We start from the raw sequence: 16,593 nt of genomic DNA, 5'->3' as shown, positions 1-16,593 counted from the left end.
TGCCCTAAAGGTGATTCTCCTTATAAAAACCCGCGGCTTACTTTTTAAAAAAGCAGACCTTGAAAGATGGTCAGCTCTTAAAAGAGTTTGCGGGAGAATTCTAAAACAAAAAAACATATGACAAATAATAGTTCCCTTTTAACCAATGGGTGTTTACAATGGTAGGTTCAAGGTGAGCCTCCGGAGGAACGGGCCAACTTCCATCCAAGGGAGAGAAGTTTCGTGAACAAAAAAGACATCAAACGTTTTAAAGATTTACTTTTAAAAGAACGCGCTGATCTTATTAAAAAGGCCAGCAAAACGCTTGCCGAAGAAGCTCAACTTGACGTTAATGAGCTTCCTGATGAAATCGATCAAGCTTCAGCAGAATACTCTCAGTCGTTTATCTTTAGACTTCGCGATCGTGAAAAGTATTATCTTTCTAAGATTGATCGTGCATTGGAGAAAATAGAAAACAACGAATTTGGTATTTGCGAAGCATGTGGTGATGAGATCACCACCAAGAGGTTAGAGGCTAGACCTGTGACCACTCTCTGCATTCGTTGCAAAGAAGAACAAGAAAGGGAAGAACGCAGTTACGGTTAATAACTTAGGCTATTTCTTAGTATCTTCTTCTTTGTCAGCCTCAGTTGCTTGCCGATATACAAATGGCTCATCACTATTAGGCGCCATTATTAAAAGTTTGTTCTGAAATAATTGCCATTTGAATTGCTGCTCGTAACCGCTTACCAACAAACGCATCTGCAAATTGTCGTCCAACACGGTATATGTGCCCTTTTTACCATCGCTCTCAAGTGTACCATCAGACCTTAAAATCAATGATGAATCTTTATTACTGACCATGATCCAGTGACCAACAATAGGTGAATCAAGCAAAATATCATCGCTAGCTACATCAAGCGCACCAATTTTAAAACTTTGAAAAATTGCCTTAAACTCATCTTCAAAATGCGCAAATGATTCTGCCAGTGTTTCGACATGAATCATAAACACATTGTTATTATCGATTGCCCAGCGGTCTTCGCTTATTTTTTGCCACTTGCCTTCAAAATCTATGGTTTGTATATACCTTCGACGAAAAGCTTTTAATTTGCCCAATTTTGCCTCACCTTGAGTCAATAATTTATACCCTGCAGTTTTGGTTAATATTTTTCCGCTTGCAACTGCAAGTTTTCGCAAAGAAGTATTAGGTTCGGCTGGCATTACATGAATCAAGATATTTGCCAGCAACTTGTCATCTTGTCTCTTAAAGGCAACCGAATCTGTGTTGTTAGAAGCTATTACTGTTTGACTCCAACCTTCTGGCAACAAAATATTAAAGCGCTCTTGTGAATCGCTAAATGTTGTCGCCGCTACTAATAACAAAGCAAGCAGCAGCATAATTTACTCCACGTTAGCAATTTGTTCTTTAAAACGTTCAATTTCAGTTTTAAGTTTAACCACCGCCATATTTATCTCTATATCAGAACTTTTAGCACCAATAGTATTTACTTCACGAAGTATTTCTTGACTTAAAAAATCTAATACTCTTCCTGATTCATCGTTTTTATTAATTTGTTCTTTTACTTGAGAAATATGAGAATTAAGCCGATCAAGCTCTTCATTAATATCGCAACGGTCTGCAAAAAAAGCTAATTCACGAGCTAGCGTCTGGTTATCTAAGGAAATATTAGATCCTGAAAGCAGCTGGTTAACACGATTTTTTAATTTATCATGATATTCCTGCAGCACTAATGGAACTCGCCATTTAATTTGTTTACGCAACACTTCTATATTATCGCAAAAACTTTGCAACGCTTTCGCTAATACATCACCTTCACGTTTACGCATAGATACCAAATTATCAATTGTTTCATTTATCGTAGCATACACAACGGCTAAGGCTTCTTGGTTTAAATCATCTCGAGCACTGACAAGTACTCCTGGTAATGTAGCTATTGGCTCTTCACTTACCCCAAGACGACGAAAGATTGCCTGATAAGCCTTAATTATTTCTTCGTTAACTCTCACTGCTGCTTCACCATTAAGATGAAATATATCTATTTTCAGACTTATTGAACCGCGACGCAGTCGTGAACGAACAAGTCCTTCAATTTCTGTTTCATAAGCAGATAATGACGGAGGTAACCTTAATGAAATTTTTAAAAAGCGCCCGTTGATACTTTTGGCTTCTACTTCAACGCGAATGCCAGCGTCTTCTCGTTTGGCAAAACCAAAGCCGGTCATACTACGGATCATATATTCTCCTCAGTTCAGGCTAACAATAATGCGATTGCTTATTAGACCATAAACAAGGTAATACATCATAATCTTATGCACACACTCATGATAGTACTGCAACCATTGGCCAAGTGCCTAGCTCTCATCATGCTTTTAATTAGCTGCGATAATACCCCACCAATGACCAAAGCCGAAATAGTACCAGAAAAACAATTCATCTTTGAAGGGGTGCGTATCGAAGAACATGAAGCAGCAAAGCTAGTATGGGTCGGTATGGCAGAACGTTCTACTGGTGACATTAATAATGCTGACGCTCAAGGTGTTCACATTCGTCATTTTTCAAAAAGTGATTCAGTGAACGCTAGTGATCAGGTTTTTGAAATATATGGTATACGTGGTCAAATTGGCTTTGAGGAACGTAAAGCTACCTTAGAAGATGTGCGTATAGAAACACCACGCAACGGGGTATTATCTGGAGGTAATGCTGTCTATAACGGTAAAACAGAACGAGTACAGCTTGATGGCCCCTTAATCTTTAAAGCCCCGGGGCTTAATGTTTCAGCCAAACAGGGTGAAATGATACTTAGCGATAATGTAATTAATGTAACTGGTCCAGTAATCGGACGCTATGAATGGAACCCAAATTAGTGACCCCCCCTAATCTTCTGCTTCACAAATTATTATTTGATCTACTTTAAAACCTCTATCGCTTAACTGTGCACGCAAACGACCAGCTTCAGCTTCAAGTAAGCGACGTAAATTTGTATCAGCTACTCGAAATGTTGCAGTTACAGTATGATCACGTATTGCAATACGGCATGCAAGTTCATCAAAAACATCATCACGAATTGAAATATCAAATGCAGTTGCTCCATCTGGTTCAGCTACTAATAACAAGCTATTTGCAGTATTTTGCAGCAAATCATCAAGATCAGGGGGCACCTGATGCTGACGATGAACTGATGGACGAATAGTTGGTGCCCCCGGTGGTGGTCGCACCGTTTCATCATACTGATCGCTTGATGCGTTGTTAGACGACTCAGGCGACTTTGCTATTGGATTTTTTTCTTCTTCTTTAACACCAGTAAGTTTTAAAGCTAAATCATAGCGACGCACTGAACCAAATGGGTTATGAGATCGCTTGCTTTTCTCTGGCAAACTTATTGAATCGATAGAATTATTATTTGAATCATCACTATTTGTTGGGTGTTGCTCTTTTCGCACACTAGATTTAACAATTGGAGGTTTACCTGCTGTAAAACTGCCTGCTGGCGCACGTTGCGGTGGTGACAAGATTGGCTTTGAATGAAAGCGTTTTGACATTTAAACAAAATGCCCTATGGTAAAAGCAAAAGCAATTAGTGCATACTAAACTTAAGTCATATAAATACAGACCCGACCACCACATATAATAGGGGATGTCCCTCATTAAATATCAAAAACTGCATATTATTTATAAAATTATTGGCTTGGGATTTATCGTAGCACCTTTATTATGGCTACCTCATATAAAAAGTGAAAAAGTCATCTAAGCCTACCTGTTGTAGAGGCAAGGCAAACACCTAATGATAGCGGATCGCAAGTACCGCTTGAGTCTATGTGAATTTATCGCTAATCTTCATTTATATATTAAAAAGACATCGACATAATGAGCAATCTAGAAAACGTTAGCTACTGCGGCATTTATTGCGCCAAATGTTATCTATTAAAAGATAACCCTGCAGCTCTTGCCCAATCTCTGCTTATAAAGTTTAAGGCAATGAAATTTGAAAAATGGGGGCCAGCACTCGCTAAATATAATGCTGAATTAAAAGCTTTTGAACATGTAGAACAATGTTATCAATTGCTAAAAGCATGGGAACAAATGATTTGCCCTACAATTTGTCGTAATGGTGGCGGTTCAATGAATTGTACAATACGAGAATGCTGCGTTTCACATAAGTTAGAAGGTTGTTGGCAGTGTCTTGATGTTGCAGCTTGCGATAAATTGGCATCTTTAAATATAATTAATGGCAATATGATCAGAAGTAATATTAAAATGATACGAGAAAAAGGGCTCGATACTTTTTGTAAAGAATTAGATAATCATCCAGGCTGTCTGTTTTATAAGGAGTTATAAAAATGGGTTTTTTTGAACTTACTTACCATCTGCGCCATAGCCCCTTAAACATATTGTATAACCATGACTATTATTTATTCCAAATAATTGGTTACGCCATCATTGCAGCTGCTATGATAGTTTTGCAATTTATCACTTTACGTTCACGTTTTAACGCTACCCCATTAGCTATTGGCGCTATTGCTATGCTTATGCTTAATAGTGTTTGCAATGCTATAGTTAACCTGGGTATTTGCTTTGAATCAGTATCATCAGTAGCTAAAGAACAACAAGCAATGATGATGGCCGCCGGGATATCTAATTTTTTAGAAACACAAATCATTAGCTTGATACTTCTAGCTATTTTAGTATCAAGTGTTTTTATTGCGACGGCATTACGTAGCCGCGCCCAAACACAAGCTAGCTAAATCACTTTTTATTGTCTCATTTATTGAGGGCTAATTATGATAAGCACCTATTTGACAACTCATATATATTTAAACTCTTATTTCCCAGAATTTGCCACTTCAATATTAACCATTTTAATTGTATTGCTATTTTTACTCGGTATCGCATTAGCAATAATGCAGGGTTTAAACGCATTACCTAAAATCAACATGACCCTTTTGGCTGTTGGCAACATTGTGTTATTATTTATATTAATTATCTTGCAATTATTTTTTGAACTCAAAAATATATTTTTTACTATCGCCAATGCACCACCTGATATGAAAAATGAAATGTTAGCTAACGGTACATCTTATACTCTATTCTCACAAATATTGCCCCTATTTTTTGTTGGCATACTAATAATTGTCACGGCAATAATTGCAACAGTACACTCCGGTGCAAAAAATAAAACCGCAGAAAATAGCCCCAAACCATCAGTGTAAATAATAAAAAGATAAATAACAATTTGTCGTATATTTTTATTCAAGACTTGACTCCATACGCTCGAAAAGGCAATAAGGCATTTTCGGTATATCTTATTAGATCGGCGCGGTACCCAAGTGGTAAGGGAACGGTCTGCAAAATCGTCATTCACGGGTTCAAATCCCGTCCGCGCCTCCAGTTTTTAATATAATTAATAATTAACATTTATCGTCGCGCAAATGACTTTGTACCCGACTTGCTACCGCTTGTAACTCTTTGCTGTAACTACTCTCGATACGTTCAACTAATTCTTCGGCCAAGCTAGTGTGATAAGTGTGACTTGATAAGTTTCGGTCTACAAGCATATCGAGCCATAATTTTTCATCATCAATAAGGCCTAGTTTTAATGCAGCTCGTAGCGCTGCTTTGGGAGAGGCTGTTTGCATGCCAGCAAGATCAGCCAAATGTTGAAAAAGTTTCCAGGTTTGCTCGAAAGTGAATTCAAAACCTTTAATAATACCGGCGGCTGTTGCTTCGCTACGGTTTGGCTCTAACATAAAACGATTAAGTGCAGCCAGTGCCTTGTTGAAATTGTCAATTTTACGTTGCGTTGTTGGTTCAATATTCACGTTCATAAATAATTATCCCCTCATGATATATCTGTTCTCGTAAACTCTCGTGGCACAAATCGAGATCTATTAGATCTACATCAAGCAAAGTAGGTGCTTCTTCATGAACCCATGAGGAAAAATCACTCCAGTTAGCATGATTGTCAAAGATGAATGCTAAATCAATATCAGACAATTGGCGCGAGTTGCCACGAGCACGCGAGCCAAATAAATAAATACGTTTTGGTGCTATTTTCCGCTTAGCTTCAGCCACTATTGCTGTAATAGCCAAGCCATAATTAGCACAACGTTCGGGCAGTGTCATAGCTTTTAAATCATTAGAAGGTGCACTATAGATTTTCATACTTTCCTATTAAATTTCAACAACCAAGTCTGGTGCACCAAAAATACCGCGCTCAGCAATTATTGAGCTACGCTCTTTCGCAACAAAGACGAGATCGGGTTGAACAACATTAGTGCGACTTAAAATTACATCTACTGGAGCATCAAAAATCTCACCAAGATTATTTTTTTCAATGTAAGTCAACAAAATAAATTCGAGCTTACGCGAAATACGTTGATGAATAACTAATGGTGCTGGATTCATTTCAACCTCCCCTTCAAAAATTTCGTAACGCTTGCCATCATTAGGAAAACGCAAATAGTCATCATAAGTCAAAATTAGCGGTTGTGACTTTAATGTAGCGGCCATGGCATACCCCCTAACTCTTTTTATATATTATCTATTTATCATACATTTGTCGTTAATAATAACGCTAGCTTTTAAGTGATAAATTTCGTATTCATACTTTGAAATTGTATAATACAACCAATAATTGCAATATTGAGAGGCATATTTTACTTTACCTAGTCACTCTCACCAACTCAATTAGGGGCAAGTCTTCATCTCGTTCTTCAATCAAATCTACTAAACACTCAATCACCCAATCGGCTTCACCATCTTCATCGACAATTTTTTGTATCGCTTGCCACTGGCGTGGGCCAATTTCTTTAATGAAGGTGTTATGCGGACGACGCGCTAATGGTGTAATATCTATATGACTATGTTCGATATAATATGGTTCAATCTCTGTGGCTATTTTTTCGGGTGACCATTCATTCTCGCGCTGCAATACTGCCTCGCTCGCCGCTTGGTAATCTTTTTGCGCCAAGGCCTTTAGAAGTTTATGCAAATCATTACGCGCTCGCGCCGCAAATGCACGGGGGTCACTGGCTATGTCGCGTGGCTTGGGTGGTGACAATTCTGCAATATTTTCAACTATTGGTGCATCAGGGTCGCGCAATCTCTCCCATTCATCAATAAGGCTTGAATCAACACTACGTACTAGTGAACGCAGATAAGTAACAACATCGAGTAAATCATCATCGTGATACTTAGCTGGTACGGTTTGGATTAAGGTTTTATAAACTTCGGTAAGATAGCGTAAAAGCAGACCCTCGATTCGCTCTAATTTATACTCAATTACATAATCTTTAAAAGATAGCATACGCTCAATTAAGTCACGTGCTATAGATTTTGGGCGAATATTTTCGCTGCCTACCCACGGATGTTTTTCGGCAAACTCATTAAAAGTTGCATAGACAAAATCACGATTTGGTTTAGGATATTCTAATTTTTCAAGCTCAGCCATGCGCTCTTCGTATTCAACACCAGCGGCTTTGAGTTCGGCTATTTTGTCGCCCTTTAGTTTATCGAGCTGACGGTAAAGAATAGCATCAGGATCTTCAAGCACTGATTCTACTTGGGATAATATATCTAAATAATATGTGGGACTATTTGGCTCAAGCATGGTTAAGCTTTCTACCAAATACAGAGACAAAGTGTGAAACAATGAAAAATCGCGCTGCAATTCTTTAGCAATACGCACATAAGCACCACGATAGTCTTCAATCTGATGCAGCACGATAATACCAGCTTTACGTAAGGTACGAAACAAGCGTGCTGCTTGATGACGTTGACGACGCTTGATACCATCAGAGCCGTGGGAATTGGCGATAAGTTGAATTAGGCGACCATAGCCGCCACCTTTCACCGCAACTTCACTTTGAATCAAACTAAGTAGCAAACCAAAGCTTACTTCAAAACGAGATTCTAAAGGTTCAGGGGATTTTTGCTGTAATTGCTCAAATGTATTTTTATCCCAATGCACATAACCTTTATCGGGCGGCTGTTTTTTAATTACTTTACGTCCAGTTTGCTTTTTAGATTCAAGGCGCCGATTTTCAATAATATGCTCAGGCGCTTGTGCAACTACATATCCATGATCATCAAACCCTTTACGCCCTGCCCGCCCAGCGATTTGATGAAAATCACGTGCTGATAAAATGGCAGTTTTTTCACCATCATATTTGCATAATTTAGTGAACAATACGGTGCGAATTGGCACATTAATACCCATACCTAAAGTATCAGTGCCAGACACCACTTTAAGTAACCCACGCTGAGCTAACTTTTCAACCAGTAATCGATATTTTGGTAGTAATCCAGCGTGATGCAATCCAACCCCGTGACGCAAAAAACGCTGCATGTCTTTACCGTAGGGGGTGCTAAAACGCTCATTGGCAATGGCTTGGCGCAGGGCTTCTTTGTCTTCTTTAACAGTAAAATCGCTACTGAGTAGATTTTGTGCTTGTTCGGCTGCAGTACGTTGTGTAAAATTTACCAAATAAATTGGTTGTCGATTCTGTTTAATGAGTTCAGCTAATGTTTCGTGTAAGGGATTATCACTATAGACAAAATCAAGCGGTACCGGGCGTTCGGCGCTACGCACATCGGCAACTTCACGACCTGTAATTGCTTCTAAATAGTCAGTAATTTTATGTGTATCCCCCAACGTCGCAGACATTAGTACAAAGACAGATTGGTCAAGTAACAACAAAGGTATTTGCCAAGCCGAACCACGGTCGCGATCACCATAGTAATGAAATTCATCCATAACTATATAATCAGCCGCTAGGCGTGCTTCGCGCACTGCTATATTAGCTAATATTTCGGCAGTGCATATAATTACTTTGGCATCGCGATTAACCGTAGCATCGCCAGTTTGTAAGCCGACATTATCAGGTCCAAGAATGCGGCAAAAATCAAAAAATTTTTCGTTTACTAAAGCTTTAATGGGACAAGTATAAAACGCTCGTTTTTGTTCGCATAAAGCTAGAAATAAAGCAAAGCTAGCTACTAGCGATTTTCCAGAGCCCGTCGGGGTATTAAGAATTAAGTGTTGATGCTCAGCTAATGCTAAAATACCTTCCTCTTGGGCGGGATAAAGTGAAAGTCCAGTATCAGTAACCCAAGCGACAAAACGATCAAGCGCAGATGTAGCTGATATTCCAAATTCGATACATGACGCTAATGTTGACAATTTTAGCCACCCGTTCGTGGTGAGCCCTTAAGTTTCAACTAAACGTTACTAATCACCAAAACATGTACCTACAGCACGTGCAGCTCTAACCATTATATGATCTGTGGGCACCGTACGAACTTTATTGGCAACTTCACTAATAGGTACAGAGTTAATCTTGCCATCGCGTTTAACCACAAGCTCACCAAAATGCCCTGCGGTAACTAATTCGTAAGCATGAAAACCAAACTCAGTTGATAGCAAACGATCATGTGGGGTTGGAGTGCCACCACGTTGAACATGCCCAAGCACAATAGCTCTTGCTTCAATACCTGAACGTTTTTCAATTTCAGAGGCAACAAATTTGCCAACACCGCCTAAACGAATAGGATCCGGCGAGGTAGGATCAACGTGCTCAACGAACTGCTCGCCACCTTTTGGTGTAGCACCTTCACCAACTGCGACAATCGTAAAACGTTTGCCAAACTTGCTACGCTCAACACATTTATCGGTTACTACATCGAGTGAAAATGGTATTTCTGGCATTAAAATTACATCAGCGCCACTAGCAACCCCGGCATGCAAAGCTAACCAACCAGCATAACGGCCCATAAGTTCTACTACCATGACACGATGGTGGCTAGATGCGGTAGTATGCACTTTATCAAGAGCCTGGGTGGCAGTTTCTACAGCAGTGTCATGTCCAAAAGTTACATCAGTACCCCACAAATCATTATCGATAGTTTTAGGGACACCAACTATATTAGTAATGCCGTGTTCTATTAGCTGTGCTGCACCGCTCATTGTGCCATCGCCACCTATAACAACTAAGGCATCAAGTTGGCTTTGCTTGTAGTGTTTTACCACTTCATCGCGAACATCGCGCACCACCCATTTACCGTTCGCATCAGGTACGGCATAAGCTGAAGGGTTTGCTTTATTTGATGAACCTAAAATGGTGCCTCCCATAGTCAGCAAGCCGCTGACATCATTTGAAGTCAGTACACGCATACGATTTTGAATTAGCCCAAGATAACCATCTTCTATGCCAACAACTTCAAGCCCGCCATTTATTGCCGCCTTAGCAACCGCGCGGATAACTGCGTTGAGCCCTGGGCAATCACCACCTCCGGTTAATATTCCAATACGTTTTAGCGCTATTGACATAATAACTCCTATTTAGCTTATGATGATATATGCCTATAACAACAATGTACGGTAGGAATATAGTATGATTATAAAATATACTATTAATTAATTATTGGTCCAAGAGACAAACGCAATCGCAACTCACCACCAAAAGTTCGACTGCCTTCTGTTGTCATCATACCTGTTGGCCCGCCAGAAAGCGATAAACCCATGCCATCGCTAGTTAATAAAGCTGCAGTAGGGCCAGTAAATAGTTTCATGCCTAATTTTTCAGATATTGACTGTCTTTTATTTGCTGATTTTTTATTTGCACCACCATATCCTAATGTAGTCGTAGCCGTCCAACGTGATACCATTGATGCAAAATCAGGCATGCTCGATAATGTTCGATCAATACGAATATTACTTCCTGCTATCCCCATACCTGCTTTATATTCATTATTAATAAGCGCAGCGTCAACACCAACACCTACATTTATACCCCAACCATCTCGATTATCATCACCTACCCCAATAGCTACACCTGCCGTAAAACCATGATCATCAGATTCTTTGGCGACCCCAAAACTATAACCAACGCCACAATCAAGCCAGACTAGACTTTTGTGACGACTTGAACCACAAGCGCTAAGTAAACCTGTTATTGCTAAAAATATGTTAAGATTTACTAATAAGCGTAGTCTCATATTTAATAAAACTTAGCGCGAATTAAGGATGATTGCACTTATAATTAAACAAACATTTCACCGTTACGTAAACAATCGCATAATTGCTCATATACTTGATATTGTATAGTGCGAGATGGTCGTGGTCCCAATTCACGTCTAATTCGATTAGATAAACAACCATGCTTCATTAATATATCCCAGACAGACTTAAGTTCATCATCAAAATCTTTCTTACAACGCAAAGCTAAATGTCGCCAAAGCTCCAATGCAGAACATGATTGTAAATCATTAATACCAAGAGTTTCTAAATATTGTTGATCGTCAATAATTGCATCGCCACCAGATTCGATGCATTCGTGCAAAATATCACGCAGTGGGTCAATTTCCCATAATTGTTGTTGATGAATATCACTTAATTTTTCGTCACAAAGCGCACGAATTACTGCAATTACCACAGCAGCGATAGTTATATCTACTTTTGGCGTCTCTTGAATATCTAATAGTCTGATCTCAATCGCACCACGATCAAAACGTGCTATGCAACCACGCGCATTAGCCCATTCATGTCGTAAAATGCCTTCAGGGTCTATTGGTTGTAAATCGTGATAAATCTGTTGAAGTATTACTTGTTCATAATCTTGTCTGTTAAAAACTCTTTCAGGAATCACTTTGCCAGTGCTACTTGGTATACGTTCGCTATTATAACTATAAACAGCAAGACGAGAATCTAGTACTCCGGTAAGCTGGCCTTCTTTCAATGGAGAACTCGCGGCTATGGCGGGAATAATCGGTAAAATTAACCTAATCGCGGCATGAAGTCTGCCAAATTCTTCATCATTACCAAAAGATAAATTTATATGAGTTGACTGTAAATTTGCCCATCCATGTCTGCGACAATTAAAAACACGGTCAAAAAAGTTATATATTTCATTATTTTCATGAGGCCATAATTGCAATTGTTGCTCAGGATTCATCCATGGATGCATTGCTGATGGCATTAATCTGGCGTCAAACTGAGTTAGAATGTCATTTATTTTATGAATATTTTTTTGAAACTTCGCAGGTAACCCTGACAGTGATGTTACTGGTCCATTGGTTTTTAGTTCAAGAACATGAAGAGCAAGCTCATTAGACCAAGCAATATCGCCTTGCTCAATTTCTGACTCATATTCACCGGACACCGATTTTAACACTTGATCAGCAAGTGGCTTAACATCAAGAGTTTCTCTATCAACAATCATATATTCAAGCTCGACACCGATAGCCTGAAGTAATTTATAAGAAGAGTTATTCATAGTAAGCGCAACCTTCGCGCCTCAAGTCTTTTAACAAATACATTAATAATAGAAGCATATAATCTATCTTTTAATATTTTATCTTCATAACCAGAATCAATATTAGGATTATCATTTATTTCGACCACAAAAAATCCTTCACTATTTTGTTTGATATCTACGCCATAAAAACCATCGCCGATATGAGCTGTTGCTTTTATAGCCAATGTAACCACCTCATTAGGAGCATCTTCTATGGCAATAGTTTCTACCTTGCCGTAACATTTATTGCCATTATGATCGACAGTTTGAATGCGCCAATCTCCTTTAGCAAAATGATATCGACAAGCATAAAGAGCTTGACCATCAATTACACCAATACGCCAGTCAAAATCAGAAGGAACAAAATGCTGCACTACCGCAAGTTCTGATTCTTCTAAAATTTCAGCAACATGCGACCGAAATTCAGTTATATTATTTGCTTTAGAAACATTCATAGAAAACGAACTATCTGGTTGTTTAACGACACATGGAAATGATATCTCTTGTTCGATTTTAGCCATTGTATTGCGATGCACCATATATGTCTTTGGTGCCGATATTTTATGTTTTTTAAATAATTCGGCTAAATATACTTTATTTGAACAACGCACTATAGATTCTGGGTCGTCAATTACTATAAGTCCTTCAGCAGCTGCACGGCGCGCAAACCTGTATGTATGGTGATTAACACTAGTGGTTTCGCGAATAAAAAGAGCGTCAAATTCGGCAACGCGACCATAGTCTTCTTTACGAATTAATGTTGGTTGCATACCAGCCATTTTGGCGGCTTTAACAAATTTGGCTTTTGCTTTATCGTTTGAAGGGGCATTTACTTCTTCGGGATTTATCAAAATCCCAATTTCATAATATGGATTCTTTATAATCGCCGGTCCGTGAGGCCGATCAAAGTAACGTTCAGCTTGTTCGCGAACAAAATTATGATGTGACTCAGGAATATCCCCTGCAGCAATAGGTCTAAGAGACTCTAGTTTCCATTTTTCTTTGTAGCGAAATTCGGCGCGCAATAACGGAGCTGGAAACTGATTAAACAAAGCTCGAGAAAGTCGATCATATCTTTTAGCTAAATTGCGACCGAAATAAATACTTAACTCAAAATCGGATGTTTTAAGATCTTTAAAAGCTAATTGAATATATTCATCTAAATCTTCAGAAGCGATGCGAATTATTGATGCCTGCCTTAAATCTTGTAAAGTCTCAGCAGACGGCATTGGTTTATGTCCACGTGCCGAAGCTAAAAGTGAAACATAATACCCTACTGTTTGATAGCTATAAGTTTTGCATAAATTAAAAACTTTTGTTCTTTTAGCATCATGATACTTTGGATTTACCAAGTATTCTTGCGCGGCAACAACTTCAACACCATTAAGATGTAGCCCCCAAGCTTCTGGTTTTTCTAAAACAAGTAAAGTAGGCATATCCTGCTACCTAGGTTCAATAATGAGCAAATTTGCATCATAAGTAATTATGCCAAGCAAAATAGCTCCAATGAGTCTTTCGAAGCTAACAGCATATTCTGTTTCGCCAAAGCGTGGATTATCTTTTTGCGGATCGGTAATAAAAATCTTTCTCGCTTTTGAATCGTAACCCGAAAGAATTACAAAATGACCGGTGGGCTCACCACTAATGTCATCATAATCATTAGTTTCGCGAGCACAGCCATATAAATAAGTAGCGCTAAGACCAGTTAATACTGGTATCTCTTGTTTAAGATAATTATGAATTAATTGTCTATTAAGTTCATGATACTTTAATTGGCCACCACGTTCTAAAAACTCTAAATATGATGGCGTTGCTAAGCGCAATTTGGCGTCACTTTTAGCCTTTTGTTGTAATTTCAAACACTCAATAATATCGATTGAAGGCTTTTTAAACCAGGTTGGGTCGAAAATTTGAAGGTTATAAGTACAAAGCGTGCAGTGATACCCACGCGCTAAAGCATGATTGGCAAGTCTAACAGCTAAAGTCCCACCCTCGGGTAATGTGGGAATTTCATTAATAACTCTCTGTAAATCAACATGATCGCCATAATATGAGTAGACTGCATGTAAACATGTAGGGCCACATGTGAAATCAGTCGGTTGCGAACGGATTCGCAGATTTTCTAGGCGGCGCAAATAAATACCTCAGTACATTAAACCTGCGCCTATCTAATACATCACAATAATTTCAACAAGCTACTCAGATGTGATAAAGATCTTGTAAATAAAATTATTTTGTTCTGACTAAATTAACTCACTAAAACTAAATAAATCAATTAATTAGCATATGCAAACCTCACAAAATTTGTGAGCCTAAGCAAAAAACATTTACCGCATTATTAATGATTTATACGCTGCATCATACACACTATAAGCACAATGTTCGTTGCGTGATATCTTTCATCTATCGTCATCTATCCAGATTTAACATCTTCAGCTAGCGTTAATATATATCTAATATATTTTTATGGCTCAACTACACGTTAATTCAATAATTACTTGAAATTGAAACTATTACATAAACAACAAAAACAATAGAGCTTTCTAGCTGTGAATATATAACACAAGTTTTTGAGTTTACACACTATGCATATTTAACAAAATACGATTTTTTTCCCCCTGCTCTCCCCACCGAGAGATGAGGAATGACCATGCAAAGTATGTCGTGTTTGAATAAGAAAAGTTTCTTATACTGCATCCTTCAAGCACAGTAATTGCTACGCGTCAATAAGCGTACGGTTACTTTTGAAGTGAGCGTAGCGAGACACTACAGACCGTGGCCGAAGATGGCACCTGAGAAGTGAGCAGCTTAAGGAATAGTGGACCTATTTCGAGCAGCGAAACGACTAGGCCGCCAGCTTACGGCAGATATGTCGTGTCGCAGTAGATCAATTCAAGAGGAAACTGCTCTAAGGAGGGTCAGAGTTCTAATCCAACATTCAATAATAGCTCTCGCGGTCGCGCAGGATAATCGTATCCGGCAAAACCGGGCTCTTGAGTGTATGAGTCGAAAAGGTTGCGTCCGATCAATTGTATATGAATCCGTATATCGGTCGACATGTGGTACGTAGCCATCATCGTCGCATCGAGGGCAACGTATTCCCCTACCTTGTAGCGACCCATTGCCAGCAGGCTGTTGGAAGTCGATGAACGTCTGGCGCTCACATATTTTGCTAAAACAGAACCCTGCAAGTCGAAATCATTGGTGATTGGCCTTAAGTAGGTGACACCAGTTCGCGCAACTAGATCTGGATATGCAGCCAATTTGGAGCCCACCAATTGCGAAAGATATCCGAAAGCCGCGAACGAGCGTTCAGCAAACTGGCGTTCGAGCGAAACAAATCCCCGAAGGTTTTTGTTATAGACCACGTTCAGCTTGCTTTCAATTGACATGCTGTTGATTTCGGCTACGTTCTGAGCCGCCTGATTGATACCAGTAGGCTGAAACTCTGCTTTGTTACTGATGCGAGTTAGACTCACATTGGTCGAAAAATCGAAGTATTGCAAAAAGAAAAACGACGCGGCCAGCTCAATAGAGTCAGCCCGTTGTGGATCGAGGTTGATATTACCGATAATGCCACCGACTTGCAGCGGTTGCGCATAGAGCAGAAATGGCGACGGCGCCTTGAAAGAAGACCCATACAGCAACTTGGTGGTCAGCATCGAATTTATACGGTATACCGCACCGGCACGCGCGTTTAACTGAGTGTTATATATCGAATGTTGATCCCAACGAACGCCGGTAATCAACTTGAGTGCTTTTTCTAAAAAATGTGCTCGTACCTGAGCATAGAGAGCAAAGTTGCGAAGCTCGAGGGGCTGAAAATCTCCCAATTGCTGGGTTACGGCGTGTGTGGTACGGTCGAGCCGCCTCGGGCGACCGATGTCCTCGGAGTCATACGAATACTCGATACCGAGAGCGGCTGAAACAGGCATATCTGCATTGGACCACGTTGCCACGGCGTCTGCCATACCACTACTAAATGACCATTTGCGACGAATCAGCCCTGAATCACCCATGTCGATCAAATCGTCGGCAGCGGTACCACCAAAAGCGCCATTCACACGCAGCGCCAAAACGATATCCTCGTGAAGCCGGAGCTTTGCGCGCACCTGACCATCGTATTGCTGGAGATGAATCGTTGTGCCGGAATAAGAAGGATCTCCGCGCTTGAAAGCGAGCTGAGAATAACGACTCAAGTCGCCCCCCCGAAACCTGACTCTTAGTCTCATTTTTCACTTTTATCGGAATTGGATTCCTACTTTCGTAGGAATGACGAGGAGTTACGTAAAACTCTCT

General features: G+C 39.6%; 18 protein-coding genes and 1 tRNA gene. 6 read left to right on the top strand and 13 right to left on the bottom strand.

Annotated elements, in window-relative coordinates; all coding sequences use genetic code 11:
* The first annotated feature begins 222 nt into the window (after positions 1 to 222).
* Positions 223 to 585: a TraR/DksA C4-type zinc finger protein gene (locus JW841_05390; protein ID MBN1960358.1), complete on the top strand. Its 363-nt coding sequence runs from the start codon at positions 223 to 225 to the stop codon at positions 583 to 585.
* Positions 586 to 594: 9 nt separating this feature from the next.
* On the opposite strand, the gene JW841_05385 is transcribed toward JW841_05390, so the two are convergent.
* Together JW841_05385 and JW841_05380 are read right to left on the bottom strand one after the other, a co-directional pair.
* The gene (locus tag JW841_05385) at positions 595 to 1,380 is read right to left on the bottom strand and encodes a hypothetical protein (GenBank protein MBN1960357.1); all 786 of its coding nucleotides are present in this window, start codon (positions 1,378 to 1,380) and stop codon (positions 595 to 597) included.
* A gap of 3 nt (positions 1,381 to 1,383) precedes the next feature.
* Positions 1,384 to 2,238 carry a YicC family protein gene (locus tag JW841_05380; protein MBN1960356.1) on the bottom strand — a complete coding sequence of 285 codons (855 nt, stop codon included), beginning with the start codon at positions 2,236 to 2,238 and terminating at the stop codon, positions 1,384 to 1,386.
* A gap of 87 nt (positions 2,239 to 2,325) precedes the next feature.
* Here JW841_05380 and JW841_05375 point away from each other — a divergent pair, with 87 nt between their 5' ends.
* On the top strand, positions 2,326 to 2,868 hold the full coding sequence (locus JW841_05375; GenBank protein ID MBN1960355.1) for a hypothetical protein: 543 nt from the start codon (positions 2,326 to 2,328) through the stop codon (positions 2,866 to 2,868).
* A 9-nt stretch (positions 2,869 to 2,877) separates the two neighbouring features.
* Here the strand turns inward: JW841_05375 and JW841_05370 are convergent, their stop codons facing one another.
* The gene (locus tag JW841_05370; protein MBN1960354.1) at positions 2,878 to 3,543 is read right to left on the bottom strand and encodes a hypothetical protein; all 666 of its coding nucleotides are present in this window, start codon (positions 3,541 to 3,543) and stop codon (positions 2,878 to 2,880) included.
* Between the two features lie 325 nt (positions 3,544 to 3,868).
* Between JW841_05370 and JW841_05365 the strand changes: the two genes are divergently transcribed.
* The 4 genes from JW841_05365 (at position 3,869) to JW841_05350 (ending at position 5,389) form a co-directional block, all read left to right on the top strand.
* The gene (locus JW841_05365) at positions 3,869 to 4,339 is read left to right on the top strand and encodes a DUF3795 domain-containing protein (GenBank protein ID MBN1960353.1); all 471 of its coding nucleotides are present in this window, start codon (positions 3,869 to 3,871) and stop codon (positions 4,337 to 4,339) included.
* 2 nt (positions 4,340 to 4,341) lie between these two features.
* The gene (locus JW841_05360) at positions 4,342 to 4,746 is read left to right on the top strand and encodes a hypothetical protein (GenBank protein MBN1960352.1); all 405 of its coding nucleotides are present in this window, start codon (positions 4,342 to 4,344) and stop codon (positions 4,744 to 4,746) included.
* Between the two features lie 36 nt (positions 4,747 to 4,782).
* Complete coding sequence (locus tag JW841_05355; protein ID MBN1960351.1) at positions 4,783 to 5,211, top strand: hypothetical protein; 429 nt, start codon at positions 4,783 to 4,785, stop codon at positions 5,209 to 5,211.
* A 103-nt stretch (positions 5,212 to 5,314) separates the two neighbouring features.
* Positions 5,315 to 5,389: transfer RNA gene (locus JW841_05350), tRNA-Cys, on the top strand.
* Positions 5,390 to 5,409: 20 nt separating this feature from the next.
* On the opposite strand, the gene JW841_05345 is transcribed toward JW841_05350, so the two are convergent.
* The 10 genes from JW841_05345 to JW841_05300 form a co-directional block, all read right to left on the bottom strand.
* Positions 5,410 to 5,826 carry a nucleotidyltransferase substrate binding protein gene (locus tag JW841_05345; protein ID MBN1960350.1) on the bottom strand — a complete coding sequence of 139 codons (417 nt, stop codon included), beginning with the start codon at positions 5,824 to 5,826 and terminating at the stop codon, positions 5,410 to 5,412.
* A complete protein-coding gene (locus tag JW841_05340) occupies positions 5,810 to 6,163 on the bottom strand; it encodes a nucleotidyltransferase domain-containing protein (protein MBN1960349.1) in 354 nt (117 codons plus the stop codon). Before JW841_05340 ends, JW841_05345 begins: the two co-directional genes overlap by 17 nt.
* Positions 6,164 to 6,172: 9 nt before the next feature.
* Positions 6,173 to 6,511 carry a Uma2 family endonuclease gene (locus JW841_05335; protein ID MBN1960348.1) on the bottom strand — a complete coding sequence of 113 codons (339 nt, stop codon included), beginning with the start codon at positions 6,509 to 6,511 and terminating at the stop codon, positions 6,173 to 6,175.
* A 151-nt stretch (positions 6,512 to 6,662) separates the two neighbouring features.
* Positions 6,663 to 9,182: a DUF3516 domain-containing protein gene (locus JW841_05330; protein MBN1960347.1), complete on the bottom strand. Its 2,520-nt coding sequence runs from the start codon at positions 9,180 to 9,182 to the stop codon at positions 6,663 to 6,665.
* A 48-nt stretch (positions 9,183 to 9,230) separates the two neighbouring features.
* Positions 9,231 to 10,328: a 6-phosphofructokinase gene (locus JW841_05325; protein MBN1960346.1), complete on the bottom strand. Its 1,098-nt coding sequence runs from the start codon at positions 10,326 to 10,328 to the stop codon at positions 9,231 to 9,233.
* An 83-nt stretch (positions 10,329 to 10,411) separates the two neighbouring features.
* On the bottom strand, positions 10,412 to 10,996 hold the full coding sequence (locus tag JW841_05320) for a hypothetical protein (protein ID MBN1960345.1): 585 nt from the start codon (positions 10,994 to 10,996) through the stop codon (positions 10,412 to 10,414).
* A 44-nt stretch (positions 10,997 to 11,040) separates the two neighbouring features.
* Positions 11,041 to 12,273 (bottom strand): glutamate--cysteine ligase, encoded by a 1,233-nt coding sequence (locus JW841_05315; protein MBN1960344.1) that lies wholly within the window; start codon positions 12,271 to 12,273, stop codon positions 11,041 to 11,043.
* Positions 12,270 to 13,730: a RimK family protein gene (locus tag JW841_05310; protein ID MBN1960343.1), complete on the bottom strand. Its 1,461-nt coding sequence runs from the start codon at positions 13,728 to 13,730 to the stop codon at positions 12,270 to 12,272. The genes JW841_05315 and JW841_05310 overlap by 4 nt, the downstream gene beginning before the upstream one ends.
* A 6-nt stretch (positions 13,731 to 13,736) precedes the next feature.
* A complete protein-coding gene (locus JW841_05305) occupies positions 13,737 to 14,429 on the bottom strand; it encodes a hypothetical protein (GenBank protein ID MBN1960342.1) in 693 nt (230 codons plus the stop codon).
* A gap of 783 nt (positions 14,430 to 15,212) precedes the next feature.
* The gene (locus JW841_05300; protein ID MBN1960341.1) at positions 15,213 to 16,493 is read right to left on the bottom strand and encodes a TonB-dependent receptor; all 1,281 of its coding nucleotides are present in this window, start codon (positions 16,491 to 16,493) and stop codon (positions 15,213 to 15,215) included.
* Positions 16,494 to 16,593 lie beyond the last annotated feature (100 nt).

The sequence above is a fragment of the Deltaproteobacteria bacterium genome, from assembly GCA_016931625.1.
Lineage (GTDB): Bacteria > Myxococcota > XYA12-FULL-58-9 > XYA12-FULL-58-9 > JAFGEK01 > JAFGEK01.
This window is presented reverse-complemented; position numbering and strand designations above follow the sequence as displayed.

Bases quoted from the DNA above. Each gene is read 5' to 3' on its own strand.
- JW841_05325 (MBN1960346.1), bottom strand. From the start codon at position 10,328: ATGTCAATAGCGCTAAAACGTATTGGAATATTAACCGGAGGTGGTGAT.
- JW841_05360 (MBN1960352.1), top strand. From the start codon at position 4,342: ATGGGTTTTTTTGAACTTACTTACCATCTGCGCCATAGCCCCTTAAAC.
- JW841_05385 (MBN1960357.1), bottom strand. From the start codon at position 1,380: ATGCTGCTGCTTGCTTTGTTATTAGTAGCGGCGACAACATTTAGCGAT.
- JW841_05340 (MBN1960349.1), bottom strand. From the start codon at position 6,163: ATGAAAATCTATAGTGCACCTTCTAATGATTTAAAAGCTATGACACTG.
- JW841_05370 (MBN1960354.1), bottom strand. From the start codon at position 3,543: ATGTCAAAACGCTTTCATTCAAAGCCAATCTTGTCACCACCGCAACGT.
- JW841_05365 (MBN1960353.1), top strand. From the start codon at position 3,869: ATGAGCAATCTAGAAAACGTTAGCTACTGCGGCATTTATTGCGCCAAA.
- JW841_05315 (MBN1960344.1), bottom strand. From the start codon at position 12,273: ATGAATAACTCTTCTTATAAATTACTTCAGGCTATCGGTGTCGAGCTT.
- JW841_05375 (MBN1960355.1), top strand. From the start codon at position 2,326: ATGATAGTACTGCAACCATTGGCCAAGTGCCTAGCTCTCATCATGCTT.
- JW841_05345 (MBN1960350.1), bottom strand. From the start codon at position 5,826: ATGAACGTGAATATTGAACCAACAACGCAACGTAAAATTGACAATTTC.
- JW841_05335 (MBN1960348.1), bottom strand. From the start codon at position 6,511: ATGGCCGCTACATTAAAGTCACAACCGCTAATTTTGACTTATGATGAC.
- JW841_05355 (MBN1960351.1), top strand. From the start codon at position 4,783: ATGATAAGCACCTATTTGACAACTCATATATATTTAAACTCTTATTTC.
- JW841_05320 (MBN1960345.1), bottom strand. From the start codon at position 10,996: ATGAGACTACGCTTATTAGTAAATCTTAACATATTTTTAGCAATAACA.
- JW841_05310 (MBN1960343.1), bottom strand. From the start codon at position 13,730: ATGCCTACTTTACTTGTTTTAGAAAAACCAGAAGCTTGGGGGCTACAT.
- JW841_05380 (MBN1960356.1), bottom strand. From the start codon at position 2,238: ATGATCCGTAGTATGACCGGCTTTGGTTTTGCCAAACGAGAAGACGCT.